A 16,013-nucleotide genomic window follows, 5' to 3' on the forward strand; every position below is an offset into this window, starting at 1 on the left:
ATCGCCTCCTACTTAGCTTATAGCGTCTTGGCTTTTTCCAATACTTCTTCAATCGCGCCGCAGTACATGAATGCCTGCTCTGGGATATCGTCGTATTCGCCAGCTAGAAGACCCTTGAAACTACGTAGCGTATCTTTCAGCGGTACGTAAATACCTGGCTGACCTGTAAATACTTCTGCTACGTGGTAAGGCTGAGTAAGGAAACGTTCGATCTTACGCGCACGAGATACAGCCAGCTTGTCATCTTCTGACAGCTCGTCCATACCCAGGATTGCGATGATGTCTTTCAGCTCTTTATAGCGCTGTAGGTTGCTCTGAACACCGTGAGCGATCTCGTAGTGCTCCTGACCAACCACCAATGGATCAAGCATACGTGATGTTGAATCCAGTGGGTCGATCGCTGGGTATAGACCCAAAGAAGCGATTTGACGAGACAGTACAACCGTTGCATCCAAGTGGGCGAACGTGGTCGCCGGTGATGGGTCAGTCAAGTCATCCGCAGGGACGTAAACCGCCTGTACAGATGTGATAGAACCACTCTTGGTTGACGTGATACGCTCCTGCAGTACACCCATCTCTTCAGCCAGAGTTGGCTGGTAACCTACCGCTGATGGCATACGGCCAAGCAGGGCAGATACTTCCGTACCCGCAAGGGTGTAACGGTAGATGTTATCGATGAACAGCAGTACGTCACGGCCTTCGTCACGGAACTTCTCAGCGATAGTCAGACCAGTCAGTGCCACACGTAGACGGTTGCCCGGTGGCTCGTTCATCTGGCCGTAAACCATTGCTACTTTTGATTCTTCAGGCTTCTCAACGTTTACAACGCCCGCTTCCTGCATTTCAAAGTAGAAGTCGTTACCTTCACGAGTACGCTCACCAACACCGGCAAATACTGACAGACCTGAGTGCTGGATTGCGATGTTGTTGATAAGCTCCATCATGTTAACGGTCTTACCTACACCCGCACCACCGAACAGACCGATTTTACCACCCTTGGCGAATGGACAAATCAAGTCGATAACCTTCACGCCTGTTTCAAGCATTTCGGTTGTGTTGGATTGATCTTCGTAGCTTGGTGCTGCACGGTGAATCGCGTAGCGCTCTTGCTCGCCAATCTCACCACACTCATCAATTGGGTGGCCCAGAACGTTCATGATACGTCCTAGTGTTGCCGTACCCACTGGCACTTCAATTGGGCGGCCTGTGTTTTCAACAGACAAACCACGACGTAGACCTTCAGAACTACCCATTGCGATACCACGTACAACACCGCCACCTAGCTGCTGCTGTACTTCAAGAACGAGGGTACCGTTCTCTTTTGCATCAACGTGTAGGGCGTCGTATACCTGTGGTACAGAGTCCTGCGGAAACTCTACGTCGACTACCGCACCGATGATCTCTACGATCTTACCTGTAGCCATCGTTAATCCTCTAAACTTATTAATTCTTTGCCTTAAACAGCTGCGGCACCTGAAACAATCTCTGACAACTCTTGTGTAATCGCCGCCTGACGGGCTTTGTTGTACACCAGTTGCAGATCATCAATCAGATTCCCTGCATTGTCGGTTGCCGCTTTCATCGCGACCATTCGAGCGGCCTGTTCACTTGCCAGGTTCTCGACTACGCCCTGGTAGACCTGTGATTCGACATAACGAACCAATAGGGTATCTAGCAGTGCTTTTGGCTCAGGCTCATAAATATAGTCCCAAGCATGGCTACGCTGCATGTCTTCGTCTTCTGACTTAGGCAAAGGCAGCAATTGATCAATCACTGGTTCCTGTACCATGGTGTTCACAAACTTGTTGTACACCAGGTAAAGGCGATCCAGTTGGCCTTCATCATATTTCTTCAGCATCACGCCAACGGTACCGATCAGTTCATCGACTGTCGGTTTGTCGCCCAGGCCAGAAACCTGCGCGGCCACGTTGCCGCCGTAGCTGTTAAAGAATGCCGTTGCCTTGGAGCCGATCAGCGCCAAGTCAATGTCTGCACCTTTATCAGACCAGTCCTGAATGTCGTGGATAGCTTGTTTGAACAAGTTAATGTTCAAGCCACCACACAGGCCACGGTCGGTAGAAACAATGATGTAACCCACGCGCTTGGCTTCACGCTCCTCGAGATAAGGGTGCTTATACTCAAGGCTACCAAGGGCGATATGACCGATCACTTTGCGCATAGTTTGTGCATATGGACGGGATGACTCCATGGCATCTTGCGTTTTACGCATTTTCGATGCAGCCACCATTTCCATTGCTTTGGTGATCTTCTGTGTGTTTTTCACACTACCGATCTTGTTACGAATCTCTTTTGCGCCGGCCATCGTTACTCTCCGTTAGTGGGTGATCGCACGCGATCACCAACCAATTACCAAGTCTGGGTCGCTTTGAAATCTTCAACCAGTTTCACGAACTGAGCTTCGATTTCATCATTCCAAGCACCCGTTTCATCAATCTGAGACACTAGCTCAGCAAATTGACCTTTGGCGTATGAAAGCAACGCAGCTTCGAAGTCCGCCAGCTTAGTCAGCTCAACGTCGTTCAAGTAGCCTTTTTCAGCCGCAAAAATCACCACCGCCTGCTCAAACACAGACATTGGCGCGTATTGCTTCTGCTTCATCAGCTCAGTCACTTTCTGACCGTGATTCAGCTGCTTCTTAGTTGCTTCATCAAGGTCAGACGAGAACTGGGCAAACGCCGCCAGTTCACGGTACTGTGCAAGAGCCGTACGGATACCGCCAGACAGTTTCTTGATGATCTTGGTTTGTGCCGCACCACCTACACGCGATACAGAGATACCTGGGTCAACCGCTGGACGAATACCGGCGTTGAACAGTTCTGTTTGCAGGAAGATCTGGCCATCTGTGATAGAGATAACGTTGGTCGGTACGAATGCCGATACGTCACCCGCTTGCGTTTCGATAATCGGAAGCGCAGTCAGTGAGCCTGTACGGCCTTTCACTTCACCGTTGGTGAACTTCTCTACGTAGTGTTCGCTAACACGTGCTGCACGCTCTAGAAGGCGAGAGTGGAGGTAGAAAACGTCACCCGGGAAAGCTTCACGGCCTGGCGGACGACGTAGCAGTAGAGAGATCTGACGGTAAGCAACAGCCTGCTTAGACAGGTCATCGTACACGATCAGGGCATCTTCACCACGGTCACGGAAGTACTCACCCATTGCACAGCCAGAGTATGGCGCTAGGTACTGCAGGGCAGCCGCTTCAGAGGCAGACGCAACAACAACGATAGTATTAGACAGGGCACCGTGCTCTTCTAGCTTGCGCACAACGTTAGCAATGGTCGACGCTTTCTGGCCGATTGCTACGTAAACAGAGTAGATACCTGAATTTTTCTGGTTGATGATGGCATCGATCGCCATCGCCGTTTTACCGATCTGACGGTCACCGATGATCAGCTCACGCTGGCCACGGCCGATTGGGATCATTGAGTCAACGGCTTTGTAGCCTGTCTGTACAGGCTGATCAACCGATTTACGGTCGATAACACCCGGTGCAATCACTTCTACAGGCGAGAATGTCTCAGCCTCGATTGGACCTTTACCATCGATTGGCTCACCCAGTGTGTTCACCACACGACCAAGCAGGGCTTTACCTACTGGTACTTCAAGGATACGGCCAGTACCTGTTACTTTCATGCCTTCCTGAAGGTCAGCATAAGGGCCCATCACAACCGCACCGACCGAGTCACGCTCAAGGTTCAGTGCCAGTGCAAAACGGCCACCAGGTAGTTCAATCATTTCACCTTGCATTACATCAGCAAGGCCATGGATACGAATGATACCGTCACTCACAGAGATGATAGTACCTTCGTTACGCGCTTCACTTACAACGTTGAAGTTTTCAATACGCTGTTTGATCAGTGCGCTAATTTCCGTGGAATTAAGTTGCATGCTCCAATTCCCCAAATCAAGACTGCAAAGTATCGCTCAGGCGGTCTAGTTTGCCGCGTACTGAGTTATCGATGACCAAGTCTCCAGCTCTAATTACAACCCCAGCAATCAGGGTCTCGTCTACACTGCAATTCAGCTTCACTTTACGCTCTAGACGCTTGGCTAGCTTCTCGCTGATCGCGTCAAGTTGGCTATCGGTCAGTGCAATCGCAGAGATCACAGTGGCATCGATAGTCTTTTCCCACTCGCTTTTCAGCAGCAGGTACTCGTCACAAACAGCAGGAAGGGCTTTAAGGCGTCCGTTTTCAGCCATCACTCGAAGGAGGTTCTGGCCGAATTCGTTGAGTTGCTCACCGCACACTGACACGAAAATTTCGGTCAGTTTGTCCGCAGCGAAACCGCTATCAAGGATGTCCTTGATAGTCTCGTTTTTCGCTACTTCGGCAGCAAAGGTGAGCATTTCCGCCCATTGGGCCAGCTCACCTTTCTCAACCGCAAAGTCAAAAGCTGCTTTAGCGTAGGGGCGTGCGATAGTAGTCATATCCGACATGTGCTTGCCCCTTTAATTACAGTTCTGCAGTGACTTTGTTAAGAAGATCAGCGTGCGCATCTTTATCGATAGAACGCTCAATGATTTTCTCAGCACCAATCACAGCCAGAGTTGCAACTTGTTTTCTTAGCTCATCACGTGCGCGATTACGTTCTGCTTCGATCTCAGCAAGACCTTGGGACAGAATTTTCTCACGCTCAACAAGGGCTTCCGCCTTTGCTTCATCGATGATCTGAGCTTTGCGCTTATTGGCTTGCTCGACGATCTCAGTTGCAGTACGTTTTGCTTCTTTCAGTTGATCAGAAGCATTTGACTGCGCCAGGTTCAGGTCTTTGGCAGCGCGATCAGCCGCTGCCAAGCCGTCAGCAATTTTCTTCTGACGTTCTTCAATCGCTTCCATGATTGGTGGCCATACATATTTCATGCAGAACACCACAAACAGGAAGAAAGAGATTGCCTGACCCAGCAAGGTTGCATTCATATTCACAACGCATCTCCTTAAAAAGGGTTGCTAGGGTCCGTTCGTTTGTTATGGATTAACCAGCTAGCTGGCCAACGAATGGGTTTGCGAATGTGAATAGTAGAGCGATTACGATACCGATCATTGGAACCGCATCAAGCAGACCCGCAATGATGAACATCTTAACTTGAAGCATTGGCGCCATTTCAGGTTGACGTGCAGCACCTTCAAGGAACTTACCACCAAGAAGGGCGAAACCGATCGCTGTACCCAGTGCAGCAAGACCTACAATGATGCCCACGGCAATTGCAGAAAAGCTTAGTAAAGTTTCCATCACTATCTCCAGTTTATAGTTGTCGGCTAAAGTGCCAGTAAAAAATTGAATAATTTACAAATAATCGTTAATGATTGTCTTCATGCGCCTGAGACAGGTACACAATAGTCAACATCATAAACACGAACGCTTGAATTGTAATGACCAGGATGTGGAAAATTGCCCACGGTAACGACCCTAGCCACTGAGCCCACCACGGCATCAATGCCGCAATAAGGATAAACACCACCTCACCGGCGAACATGTTACCGAACAGACGCATACCCAGTGAAATCGGTTTCGCCAGTAGCGATACCACTTCAAGAAGCAGGTTGAACGGAATCATGACAGGGTGATTGAACGGGTGAAGAGCCAGTTCTTTCGCAAAGCCACCGATGCCTTTCACTTTGATGCTGTAGTAAATCATCAATGCGAAAACGCCCAGTGCCATTGCCATGGTGATGTTGACATCAGCTGTTGGTACGACCTTAAGATAAGGAATACCCAGCCAATGCTCTGCAGGATACGGAAGAAAATCAATTGGCACTAAGTCCATGATGTTCATCAGCAAAATCCAGCAGAAAATGGTCAGAGCCAGAGGAGCTATCAGCGGGTTGCGGCCATGGAAGGTGTCTTTGACGTTAGTGTCAACGAACTCAACCAAGATCTCCACAAAACACTGTAGTTTTCCAGGGACTCCTGATGTCGCTGATTTCGCAGCCTTACGAAATACCCAAAGAAAGAGTAAACCGGTAAGGGCTGAGAAGATCAGGCTATCAATATGAACCGTCCAAAAGCCACCATCACCCACTGCCAAATTGGTCAGGTGGTGAGTAATGTAGCCCGACGGCGTTAGCGCTTCACCTGGCGCAGCCATAACTCATCCTATTTGTTGTTGTTAATGAATAAAACCGGCCCAAAGATATTGATACCGAGAGCCAGCAAATAGGTCAGTTTGAGGGGAACAAGTTCCACCTCGACATACAGGTAAACAACGGCAAACAGGATGACTGTGATGAGGATTTTCAACACTTCACCACCAAAGAAGGACGCCATGATCAACCGGGCCTTGCGGGCACCGCTGAACAAAAACGCACAGGTGGCAAAGGCAGCGTTGGCAATTACAAAAATGCCCCCGCCGATTAATGCAGAGATTCCCCAGTCAACATTGACAGCAAATGCTGCCATGATGGCCGTTGCTAACACGACGCCAGATTGTAGCAACAGTAACCGTTTCGCCAATTGGCGTCCCGGTCTAACCAGCGCCGATACCATGTATTCGTTCCTCGAGTCCGTTCCTCTGCACATACAGCGTGCTGGGAAAACTGCGAAAATTATACGGCTCATTAGATTGAATGCAATCTAATCGCAGCAAAAAAAAGTGTTAGATTTTACAACACAATAACTTGATCACGGCATTGTAAATTTTGCAACAATTTATGCACGTTTTGTGTCACATTTCATCGCCGAACATTGCAAGAAGTTGCTTGAGCTTGTCAGCTTCTTCAAAACGGATAACGATTTTTCCTTTACCGTTTTTCTGCTGATTAATCGCCACCTGGGCGCCAAAACGCTCACTGAGGCGATTTTCTACCGCTTCCAGCATCGGATTAGCCGCAGGTGTCGGCCTCTCAGCCGCCGGATTTTGCAACTGCTTGACCAAGCGCTCAGTTTCACGAACTGTTAACATACGCGCTACAACCTGCTGGGCAATATCCAGCTGTTGGTCATCGGTCAGTGGGAGCAAAGCACGGGCATGACCCATCTCTAACTGCTTACGCTCGACCATCTGTTTCACCGGTGCAGAAAGCTGATTCAGACGCAGCAAGTTCGACACCGCCGCGCGAGATTTACCGACCGCTTCCGCAATTTGCTGGTGCGTCAGGGCAAACTCCTGCTGCAAACGCTCGAGCGCCTGCGCTTCTTCAATGGCATTCAAATCTTCGCGCTGAATGTTTTCAATCAGGGCGATAGCAATCGTGGCCCGGTCGTCGACGGCTTTGATGATACACGGCACAGCCTGAAGCCCCGCTTGACGGGCAGCGCGCCAACGGCGCTCACCGGCGATGATCTCAAACTGCTGCGGAGCGATCTCGCGCACCACGATCGGCTGGATCACACCTTGTGCGCGGATCGATTCTGCCAGCTCAGCCAATGCCTCGGCGGACATATCACGGCGTGGCTGGTATTGCCCCGCCACCAACTGATTTACGGCCAGCGTGCGCAATTGGCCATCGGCAGAGAGGGTTTGTGCCTGCTCGGCTTTTTGTTGGCGTTGCTGAGCGACCGAACTGGTAGCCAGTAGTGCATCAAGGCCTTTACCCAGGCCTCGTTTATTCATGTTCATGGTTGACCCTTATGCATCGACCGTATCGGCACTGCGCGCGACTTCGTCGCGACGGATGATCTCGCCGGCCAGGGCCAGGTAGGCTTTTGCACCACTGGAATATTTGTCGTAGTACATGGCAGGGCGGCCGTGGCTTGGCGCTTCAGCCAAACGCACGTTGCGTGGGATCACGGTTCGATAGACTTTGTCGCCAAAATGCTTTTTCAGCTGTTGCGACACCTCATTGGCGAGACGGTTACGCGGATCGTACATGGTGCGTAACAGCCCTTCAATTTTGAGATCGCTGTTGACGACAGCCGTCAGTTTGCTGATGGTATCCATCAATGCGGTTAAGCCTTCCAGGGCAAAATACTCACACTGCATCGGTACCAACACCGAATCAGCGGCAGTCATAGCATTGATTGTAAGAAGGTTTAAGGCGGGAGGACAATCAATAAAGATGAAATCATAGTTACCACGAACACCCTCTAAAGTGGTACGTAAACGCACTTCTCGGGCGAACACTTCCATCAATTTGATTTCCGCTGCGGTAACGTCACCATTGGCGGCAATCAGGTGATAGCCGCCCGTGGTTTCTTTGATCACAACATCGTTAAAAGGGGTTTCTTCGACAAGAAGCTCATAGGCTGTCGCATCCACCTGGTATTTGTCCACGCCGCTTGCCATGGTGGCATTGCCTTGCGGATCCAAATCAATCACTAACACTTTACGCTGCGTTGCAGCCAGTGATGCTGCCAAGTTGACACATGTTGTGGTTTTACCCACGCCGCCCTTCTGGTTGGCTACCGCTATGACTCTTCCCACAAAAAAACCTCATCCATTAACCCTTTGCAGCCAAGATTACTAGATGACGCTCGCCTTCTAACTCGGGAACTTGCAAAGATTTGACCTCTGTCACAGAACACCATGTCGGTAATTCTGCCACTTCCTGTTGATTAAATTGTCCTTTCAGTGCCATGAAGCACCCTTGTTCGGTCGGCAGATGCTGACACCACGATACCATGTCGTTCAGTGACGCAAAGGCACGGCTCAATACCGCATCAAAGCCCACTTCCGGCTGGAACGCTTCCACGCGGCTCTGTACCGGGGTCACGTTGGTGATTTTCAGCTCGTGCAGTACCTGACGAATGAAGCGGATACGCTTGCCCAGGCTATCAAGCAAGGTAAAGTCTTTATCCGGGTTCATGATCGCCAGTGGGATCCCAGGCAAGCCCGGGCCCGTACCGACATCGATAAAGCGCTCACCCTGAAGGTGAGGGCTGACCACGATACTATCCATGATATGTTTCACTAACATCTCATACGGATCGCGGACCGAGGTCAGATTATACGCTTTGTTCCACTTATCCAGCATGGCGACATAGCCAACCAGCTGATCAATCTGCTGTTCTGTGACCGTCAGGTCAGTTTGCGCGATCAATTGCGCTAAACGTTGTTTCACAAGGATCTCCTAGGCGCCTTTTTTTAACACGCCTTGTTTTTTAAGGAAAACCAACAGCAACGAAATCGCCGCCGGCGTCACGCCAGAAATACGTGATGCCATGCCAATGGTCTCAGGACGCGCATCGTTCAGTTTCAGGATCACTTCGTTTGACAGGCCTTTCACCTGGCTGTAATCCAGATCCAACGGCAGCTTGGTTTTTTCATGACGCAGGGATTTCTCGACTTCATCTTGCTGGCGATCGATGTAACCTTGGTATTTCACCTGGATTTCCACCTGCTCGCTGGCTTGTGCGTCTTCGTGCGCCGGACCAAACATGTCGATTTGAGTCAGTTGCTCGTACGTCACTTCCGGACGACGCAGCAGATCTTCACCGCTGGCTTCACGGGCGATCGGCGTTTTCAGGATCGCGTTCACCGCCTCAACCTGCTCAGACGTCGGGGTGACCCAAATGCCTTTCAGACGCTGACGTTCCGCTTCCATGTTGTCGATTTTCTGGTTGAAGCGTGCCCAACGCGCGTCGTCGACCAAGCCGTACTGACGGCCAATTTCAGTCAGACGCAAATCGGCATTGTCTTCACGCAGCAACAGACGGTATTCCGCACGAGAGGTAAACATACGGTACGGCTCTTTGGTGCCCATGGTCGACAAGTCGTCAATCAATACGCCCATGTAAGCCTGATCACGACGTGGGCTCCAGCCTTCTTTGTCTTGTGCAGACAGTGCGGCGTTCATCCCCGCCAACAGACCTTGTGCCGCCGCTTCTTCGTAACCGGTGGTACCGTTGATTTGGCCCGCGAAGAACAAACCGTCAATGAATTTGGTTTCAAAGGTTTGTTTCAAATCACGCGGATCAAAGAAATCGTATTCAATCGCATAACCCGGACGCACAATCGCCGCATTCTCGAAGCCTTTCATTGAGCGTACGATTTGCATCTGTACGTCAAACGGCAGACTGGTTGAAATCCCGTTCGGGTACAGCTCATGCGTGGTCAAGCCTTCTGGCTCGATGAAAATCTGGTGACTGTCTTTATCGGCAAAGCGCATCACTTTGTCTTCGATCGACGGACAGTAACGTGGGCCGATCCCTTCGATCACACCGGAGTACATCGGGCTGCGATCCAGGTTATTGCGGATCACATCGTGTGTTTTCTCATTGGTGTGCGTAATGAAACATGGGATCTGGCGTGGGTGATCCGACTGTTTGCCCATGAAAGAGAACAATGGGGTCGGATTATCACCGTGTTGTGCCTGCAACTGACTGAAATCAACAGTACGCGCATCAATACGTGGCGGTGTACCGGTTTTCAGGCGGTTGACACGGAAAGGCAGTTCACGCAGACGTGATGCCAGTGCGATCGACGGTGGATCCCCGGCGCGACCGCCGCTGTAGTTTTCCAGACCGATGTGGATCTTACCGCCCAGGAAGGTACCGACTGTCAGTACCACCGCTTTGGCACGGAATTTCAGACCCATCTTGGTCACTGCACCCACCACACGGTGGTTTTCAATGATCAGATCGTCAACAGATTGCTGGAACAGCGTCAGGTTAGGCTGGTTTTCCAGCGCTTCACGTACCGCCGCCTTGTACAGGGCGCGGTCCGCCTGTGCACGTGTCGCACGTACCGCAGGGCCTTTGGATGAGTTCAGGGTACGGAACTGGATCCCGCCCTTATCAATGGCCTGGGCCATCAAACCACCCAGGGCATCAACTTCTTTAACCAGGTGTCCTTTCCCGATCCCGCCGATCGCCGGGTTGCATGACATCTGGCCCAACGTATCAATGTTGTGTGTCAGCAATAAGGTTTTTTGTCCCATACGGGCTGCCGCCAATGCGGCTTCTGTCCCAGCATGGCCGCCACCAACGACGATGACATCAAAATTGTCCTGGTAAAACATGAAACTACCTCGGGTATTCAAAATTGGCAGTGAGTTGTCTTTGAGCAAAGGGGGAACATTCTATCCTGTTTCGTGAAAAGAGAGAATCTTTCCTGAAGATCATTTGATCCTGACCGATAGGGTCTTTTAAATATATATAAGATCTTTTAAAGAGATCTTCTGTTGGATCTATTATATAGATCACGCGATCGTGTGGATAAGTGATAAATGATCCTAATGATCATGCTGTTAGGGAGGATCATTTGTTGTGGAGCAGCTTGGATCTTCGTAAGGATTAGCTGGGATCAAAAACGGCACTTATCAACAGGGGGTAGGACGATCAGAAGTTATTAAATGGATAACTATGGGTTGATCACCGTTTAGATCTATAGTTATCCACAGAAAAAAGATTAAAAAAAGCGAAAATTGAGGATGTTTTTCGCCGTTTTTTTACCCGTCAAGGCCGTTTTTCCACGTCTCCAGCCAGATTTCTGCCGGATCTTCCGGTACCGGATCCTGTGACACATCGATATCTAAACGCGCTCCGAGGCGAGTTGCCCCTAATTGTGTCAGCAACTGATCAATGTTTTTCGCTGCGGCACAGAAGGTGTCGTAACTGCTGTCTCCCAGCCCGACCACACCGTATTTCAGGCCGCTTAAATCGGGTTTGTCAGCGTTGAGCTGCGCCACGAACGGCTGGAAGTTGTCCGGATAGTCGCCGGCACCGTGGGTTGAGCACACAATCAGCCAAATACTGGCGGTATCCAGGTCGCTAAGGGTGGCCTGATTGTGGATATCGGTCTCATGGCCGGCTTGGTCGAGCAAATCGGCAAGGTGATCGGCAACGTATTCTGCACCGCCAAGGGTACTGCCGGTGATCAGGGTAATAAGGCTCATGGTCTCTCTCTTGGCAAAACTGTTCACAGTAAGACTATACACAGGCATTGTATCCTTGATAGCCACGAATATCAGTAGGATCCAAAGAGAAAGATCGGAAAAGGGCAGACGGTTATGCACAGCCTGTTAAGAGGATCATCGTGGGTAATGCGCGGCGATTGGGCGCATGACGGGGCGAGGATCGTAAAACGGGATCGCGGGGATGTCGTTATGTGAAAGGAAAAAGGGCTGAGGGGAATAAGATGGCAGGATCGGCTGCCTGATCCCGGATTGGGATCAGGCAAGGGGATCGTTTATTTACCGATACAGAACGAGGTAAAGATACGACCCAGCAAATCATCCGAGGTGAATTCACCGGTGATTTCGCTTAAGTGTTGCTGGGCTAAACGCAACTCTTCAGCCAGAATTTCACCGGCCATGAAGCCTTCCAGCTGCTCTTTACCGGTTTCCAGGTTAGCTGCAGCGCGCTCCAGGGCGTCTAGGTGACGACGACGGGCCATAAAGCCACCCTCGGTCGTGCCGGCAAAGCCCATGCATTCCTTGAGGTGCTCACGCAGGCTGTCGATGCCTTCATTGGTACGGGCAGACAAGCGAATTAGCGTTGGATTGTTCACATGGCAAATACCAGCAGTTTCACCGGTCAGCTCGACCTTGTTACGGATCACCGTGATGCCTAAGCCCGCAGGCAGGCGCTCGATGAACTCCGGCCAAATCTCAGCGGGATCGGTGGCGTCGGTGGTGGTACTGTCGACCATGAACAGCACGCGGTCAGCTTGTTGGATTTCATCCCAGGCACGCTCAATACCGATGCGTTCTACTTCGTCAGAGGCTTCACGTAAGCCGGCGGTGTCGATGATGTGCAGTGGCATGCCGTCGATGTGGATGTGCTCACGCAGGACGTCACGGGTCGTACCGGCGATGTCGGTGACAATGGCACTCTCTTTACCGGACAGGGCGTTCAGCAGGCTCGATTTACCGGCGTTCGGACGCCCGGCAATCACCACTTTCATCCCTTCACGCATGATGGCGCCTTGGTTGGCTTCACGGCGCACCGCATCAAGGCGTGCCATGATGCCGTTCAGATCCGCCGACACTTTGCCGTCAGACAGAAAGTCGATTTCTTCTTCAGGAAAATCAATCGCCGCTTCCACGTAGATACGCAGGTGGATCAGGGCTTCAACCAGCTCGTTAACGCGCTGAGAGAAGGCGCCTTGTAGCGATTTGAACGCACTTTTTGCCGCTTCTTCTGAGCTGGCATCAATCAAGTCTGCAATCGCTTCAGCCTGGGCCAAATCGAGCTTGTCGTTCATGAAGGCGCGCTCTGAGAACTCGCCCGGGCGAGCAGGGCGAATGCCGTCAATTTGCAGAATACGACGGATCAGCATGTCCATCAGAACCGGGCCACCGTGGCCTTGCAGTTCCAGCACGTCTTCACCGGTGAAGGAGTTCGGGCCTTTGAAGAACAGAGCGATACCCTGGTCCAGTGCGGTGCCGTCCTCGTTTTTGAACGGCAGGTATTCGGCGTAACGCGGTTTCAGTTCACGGCCTGCCACGGCGTGTGCCACGGTGGTAGCCAGTGGGCCGGAGACGCGAATAATGCCGACGCCGCCACGGCCGGGCGGTGTTGCCTGGGCAACAATGGTATCTGTATGTGCGATCATATTCTTAGCTTACTTAATAAAGACGCTGTAATTGTAAACAGAGGCAATAAAAAAGGCGACCCGAAGGTCGCCTTTTCAGCAAAGGGAATCACCAAGGTTACTTGGTGTGGAGCCCTTTCTTCTCCAGCGAGCGGTAAATCAGCGTCTGCTGGATCAGGGTTACGATGTTCGATACCAACCAGTACAGAACCAGACCTGCAGGGAACCACAGGAAGAAGAACGTGAACATCACAGGCATGAAGGTCATGATCTTCTGCTGCATTGGATCGGTCACGGTCGTTGGGCTCATCTTCTGGATCATGAACATCGTGATACCCATCAGGATAGGTAGCACGTAGTACGGGTCTTGTGCTGACAAGTCGTGGATCCAGCCAAAGAACGGCGCGTGACGCAGTTCAACCGATTCCATCAGTGCCCAGTACAGTGCGATGAAGATAGGCATCTGTAGCAAGATTGGTAGACAGCCACCCAGTGGGTTCACTTTCTCTTTCTTGTACAGTTCCATCATTTCCTGGCTCATGCGCTGGCGGTCATCGCCCAGACGCTCACGCATTGCTTGCAGCTTAGGCTGTAGCATGCGCATTTTCGCCATGGAGGTGTACTGTGCTTTCGTTAGCGGGTACATCGCACCACGTACGATGAAGGTCAGCAGGATGATTGCCACACCCCAGTTACCCACTAGGCCGTGGATGAACGATAGCAGGCTGTGTAGCGGGCTTGCGATGAACCATAGCCAGCCGTAATCCACAGTCAGGTTCAGGTTAGGCGCAACGGCTTCCATCTGCTTTTGCAGTTTTGGACCGACCCACAAGGTGCTCTGGATAGTGTCAGTCTGGCCTGCGGCGATAGTGGTCATTGGCAGACGTACGCCCATGTAACCATAGTCGCCAACCGTACGGGTGTACAGGTTGCTCACGCCTTGCTCACGCGGGATCCATGCAGACACGAAGTAGTGCTGCATCATGGCTGCCCAGCCGTGCTGCTTAATTTCCAGCGACAGGTTCTTGTCCTGCATTTCGTCGAAGCTGTACTTCTTGTAGTTCACTTCGTCGGTTGAGTAAGCACCACCACGGTACGTTGGCATGGTTAGGCTGCCACCGTCATCCATCAGGTTCTGCTTCAGCTCAGCGTACATTTGTACGGTTGCAGGCTTGTCGGTTTTGTTGTCGATGGTGTAATCCACATCCACCGCGTAGCTGCCACGTTTAAGGACGAATGTCTTGGTGTAGCTGATACCGTCTTTCTGGTAGGTCAGTGGTACACGCAATTCGTCTTGGCCTGCTGGCAGAGTGAAGCTGTCCGCTGTCGCGTGCAGTTGTGCACGGCCAGTGGTGGCAGAATCAATGCCGTTCGCGCCGATCAGGCCCGATTGTGCAGTGTAAACGTGGTTTTGGATATTTTTCAGCAGGACGAACGGATCGGTTGAATCCAATTCGTTGTTGTAAGCCAATAGTTTAGCTTCAACGATGTCGCCACCTTGCGTATCGACAGTCAGCGCCAGTACATCGGTGGTAATGGTGATAAGGTGTTTTGAAGAGCCTTGGTCAGGAATGGTCTGGCCTTCATCGGAATGCGAAGGGACATCACCACTGATGTTGGTTTGTTGCGCTACACCCTGGCTTTGTGGCTGCGGGTTGCTGTCCATGTTCCATTGCTGAAATAGCAGGAAAGAGACAAACAGTAGGGCAATTAACAGAATATTGCGTTGGGAATCCATCGTTAATTATCTCTGTCGTTATGCTTGGTTAGCGGAACGGGGTCGTAGCCACCGTCGGTTAAAGGATGACATCTTAATAGACGTTTCGCTGCGAACCAACCACCTTTTATCGCTCCATGCGCTTTTATTGCTTCAATGGCATATTGAGAACATGTGGGGGTATAGCGACAACGGGGCCCAATAAGCGGACTTATTGCCAGTTGGTAAAAGCGGACTAGTCCTACGACTAGCCACGCGAAGGGCGAGACAGGCGATGCCATAATTTGTCTAGCAAAGTGAAAAGTTCTTCATTGCTCAACTCACTGGCACTCTTCTTGGCGATAACAACAAAATCCTTGGCTGGCAGATCGGCTTGCTTCAGACGGAAACTCTCGCGCACGATGCGTTTGAATTTGTTACGACCGACAGCGGTTTTGATCTGTTTTTTGGGTACAGCTAGGCCAAGACGTGGACAGTCTAGGTTGTTAGGACGGGCAAGAATGGTTAAGTGGGGAGAGCCAGCACGGTGAGCTTGCTGGAAGACTTTTTTGTAATGTTCGGGAGTTAACAGACGTAACTCCCGAGGAAAAGCGAGCTTATTCAAAATAATCAGCGATTATTTAGAAAGACGCTTACGGCCTTTAGCGCGACGTGCGTTGATAACAGCGCGACCGTTCTTAGTAGCCATGCGTGCACGGAAGCCGTGAGTACGCTTGCGCTTTAGAACTGTTGGTTGAAAAGTGCGTTTCATGGTTTTACCTTAAATTAACTGATCAGTTTTTAAGTATTGTTACGAGTTTCCGACTGCGAACAATCGGCTGCCCCTAAACAAAGAGGCGGAATTGTAATCACTGACTCTTA

18 protein-coding genes are annotated in these 16,013 nt (G+C 51.0%); all 18 read right to left on the reverse strand.

What is annotated here, in order from left to right:
• Positions 1–17: 17 nt before the first annotated feature.
• A complete protein-coding gene (gene atpD / locus ABT58_RS01240; protein WP_047872548.1) occupies positions 18–1,424 on the reverse strand; it encodes a F0F1 ATP synthase subunit beta in 1,407 nt (468 codons plus the stop codon).
• A 32-nt stretch (positions 1,425–1,456) separates the two neighbouring features.
• On the reverse strand, positions 1,457–2,323 hold the full coding sequence (gene atpG / locus ABT58_RS01245; RefSeq protein ID WP_047872549.1) for a F0F1 ATP synthase subunit gamma: 867 nt from the start codon (positions 2,321–2,323) through the stop codon (positions 1,457–1,459).
• Between the two features lie 44 nt (positions 2,324–2,367).
• Positions 2,368–3,909 (reverse strand): F0F1 ATP synthase subunit alpha, encoded by a 1,542-nt coding sequence (atpA, locus tag ABT58_RS01250; protein ID WP_047872550.1) that lies wholly within the window; start codon positions 3,907–3,909, stop codon positions 2,368–2,370.
• 16 nt (positions 3,910–3,925) lie between these two features.
• Positions 3,926–4,459 (reverse strand): F0F1 ATP synthase subunit delta, encoded by a 534-nt coding sequence (gene atpH, locus ABT58_RS01255; RefSeq protein WP_047872551.1) that lies wholly within the window; start codon positions 4,457–4,459, stop codon positions 3,926–3,928.
• Positions 4,460–4,475: 16 nt separating this feature from the next.
• Entirely contained in the window at positions 4,476–4,946 is a 471-nt protein-coding gene (atpF, locus tag ABT58_RS01260) for a F0F1 ATP synthase subunit B (protein WP_047872552.1), read from the reverse strand.
• 49 nt (positions 4,947–4,995) lie between these two features.
• Positions 4,996–5,253 (reverse strand): F0F1 ATP synthase subunit C, encoded by a 258-nt coding sequence (gene atpE, locus ABT58_RS01265; protein WP_005302247.1) that lies wholly within the window; start codon positions 5,251–5,253, stop codon positions 4,996–4,998.
• A 67-nt stretch (positions 5,254–5,320) separates the two neighbouring features.
• Complete coding sequence (gene atpB, locus ABT58_RS01270) at positions 5,321–6,109, reverse strand: F0F1 ATP synthase subunit A (RefSeq protein WP_047872553.1); 789 nt, start codon at positions 6,107–6,109, stop codon at positions 5,321–5,323.
• Between the two features lie 8 nt (positions 6,110–6,117).
• A complete protein-coding gene (locus ABT58_RS01275) occupies positions 6,118–6,507 on the reverse strand; it encodes a F0F1 ATP synthase subunit I (protein WP_047872554.1) in 390 nt (129 codons plus the stop codon).
• 178 nt (positions 6,508–6,685) lie between these two features.
• Entirely contained in the window at positions 6,686–7,573 is an 888-nt protein-coding gene (locus ABT58_RS01280; RefSeq protein WP_047872585.1) for a ParB/RepB/Spo0J family partition protein, read from the reverse strand.
• Between the two features lie 15 nt (positions 7,574–7,588).
• Positions 7,589–8,383 carry a ParA family protein gene (locus ABT58_RS01285; protein WP_047872555.1) on the reverse strand — a complete coding sequence of 265 codons (795 nt, stop codon included), beginning with the start codon at positions 8,381–8,383 and terminating at the stop codon, positions 7,589–7,591.
• Between the two features lie 16 nt (positions 8,384–8,399).
• The gene (rsmG, locus tag ABT58_RS01290; RefSeq protein WP_047872556.1) at positions 8,400–9,020 is read right to left on the reverse strand and encodes a 16S rRNA (guanine(527)-N(7))-methyltransferase RsmG; all 621 of its coding nucleotides are present in this window, start codon (positions 9,018–9,020) and stop codon (positions 8,400–8,402) included.
• 9 nt (positions 9,021–9,029) lie between these two features.
• Positions 9,030–10,919 (reverse strand): tRNA uridine-5-carboxymethylaminomethyl(34) synthesis enzyme MnmG, encoded by a 1,890-nt coding sequence (gene mnmG / locus ABT58_RS01295; RefSeq protein WP_047872557.1) that lies wholly within the window; start codon positions 10,917–10,919, stop codon positions 9,030–9,032.
• Between the two features lie 429 nt (positions 10,920–11,348).
• Entirely contained in the window at positions 11,349–11,795 is a 447-nt protein-coding gene (mioC, locus tag ABT58_RS01300) for an FMN-binding protein MioC (RefSeq protein ID WP_047872558.1), read from the reverse strand.
• 293 nt (positions 11,796–12,088) lie between these two features.
• Positions 12,089–13,456, reverse strand: coding sequence for a tRNA uridine-5-carboxymethylaminomethyl(34) synthesis GTPase MnmE (mnmE, locus tag ABT58_RS01305; RefSeq protein WP_047872559.1), 1,368 nt, complete (start codon positions 13,454–13,456; stop codon positions 12,089–12,091).
• A 97-nt stretch (positions 13,457–13,553) separates the two neighbouring features.
• Entirely contained in the window at positions 13,554–15,173 is a 1,620-nt protein-coding gene (gene yidC, locus ABT58_RS01310) for a membrane protein insertase YidC (protein ID WP_047872560.1), read from the reverse strand.
• A gap of 2 nt (positions 15,174–15,175) precedes the next feature.
• Positions 15,176–15,433 (reverse strand): membrane protein insertion efficiency factor YidD, encoded by a 258-nt coding sequence (yidD, locus tag ABT58_RS23620; RefSeq protein WP_082210902.1) that lies wholly within the window; start codon positions 15,431–15,433, stop codon positions 15,176–15,178.
• Entirely contained in the window at positions 15,400–15,756 is a 357-nt protein-coding gene (gene rnpA, locus ABT58_RS01315) for a ribonuclease P protein component (RefSeq protein WP_047872561.1), read from the reverse strand. Before rnpA ends, yidD begins: the two co-directional genes overlap by 34 nt.
• A gap of 12 nt (positions 15,757–15,768) precedes the next feature.
• Positions 15,769–15,903 (reverse strand): 50S ribosomal protein L34, encoded by a 135-nt coding sequence (gene rpmH, locus ABT58_RS23625; RefSeq protein ID WP_082210903.1) that lies wholly within the window; start codon positions 15,901–15,903, stop codon positions 15,769–15,771.
• Positions 15,904–16,013: the final 110 nt, after the last annotated feature.

The organism is Photobacterium aphoticum (genome assembly GCF_001029435.1).
In the GTDB taxonomy this organism is placed as follows: Bacteria; Pseudomonadota; Gammaproteobacteria; order Enterobacterales; family Vibrionaceae; genus Photobacterium; species Photobacterium aphoticum.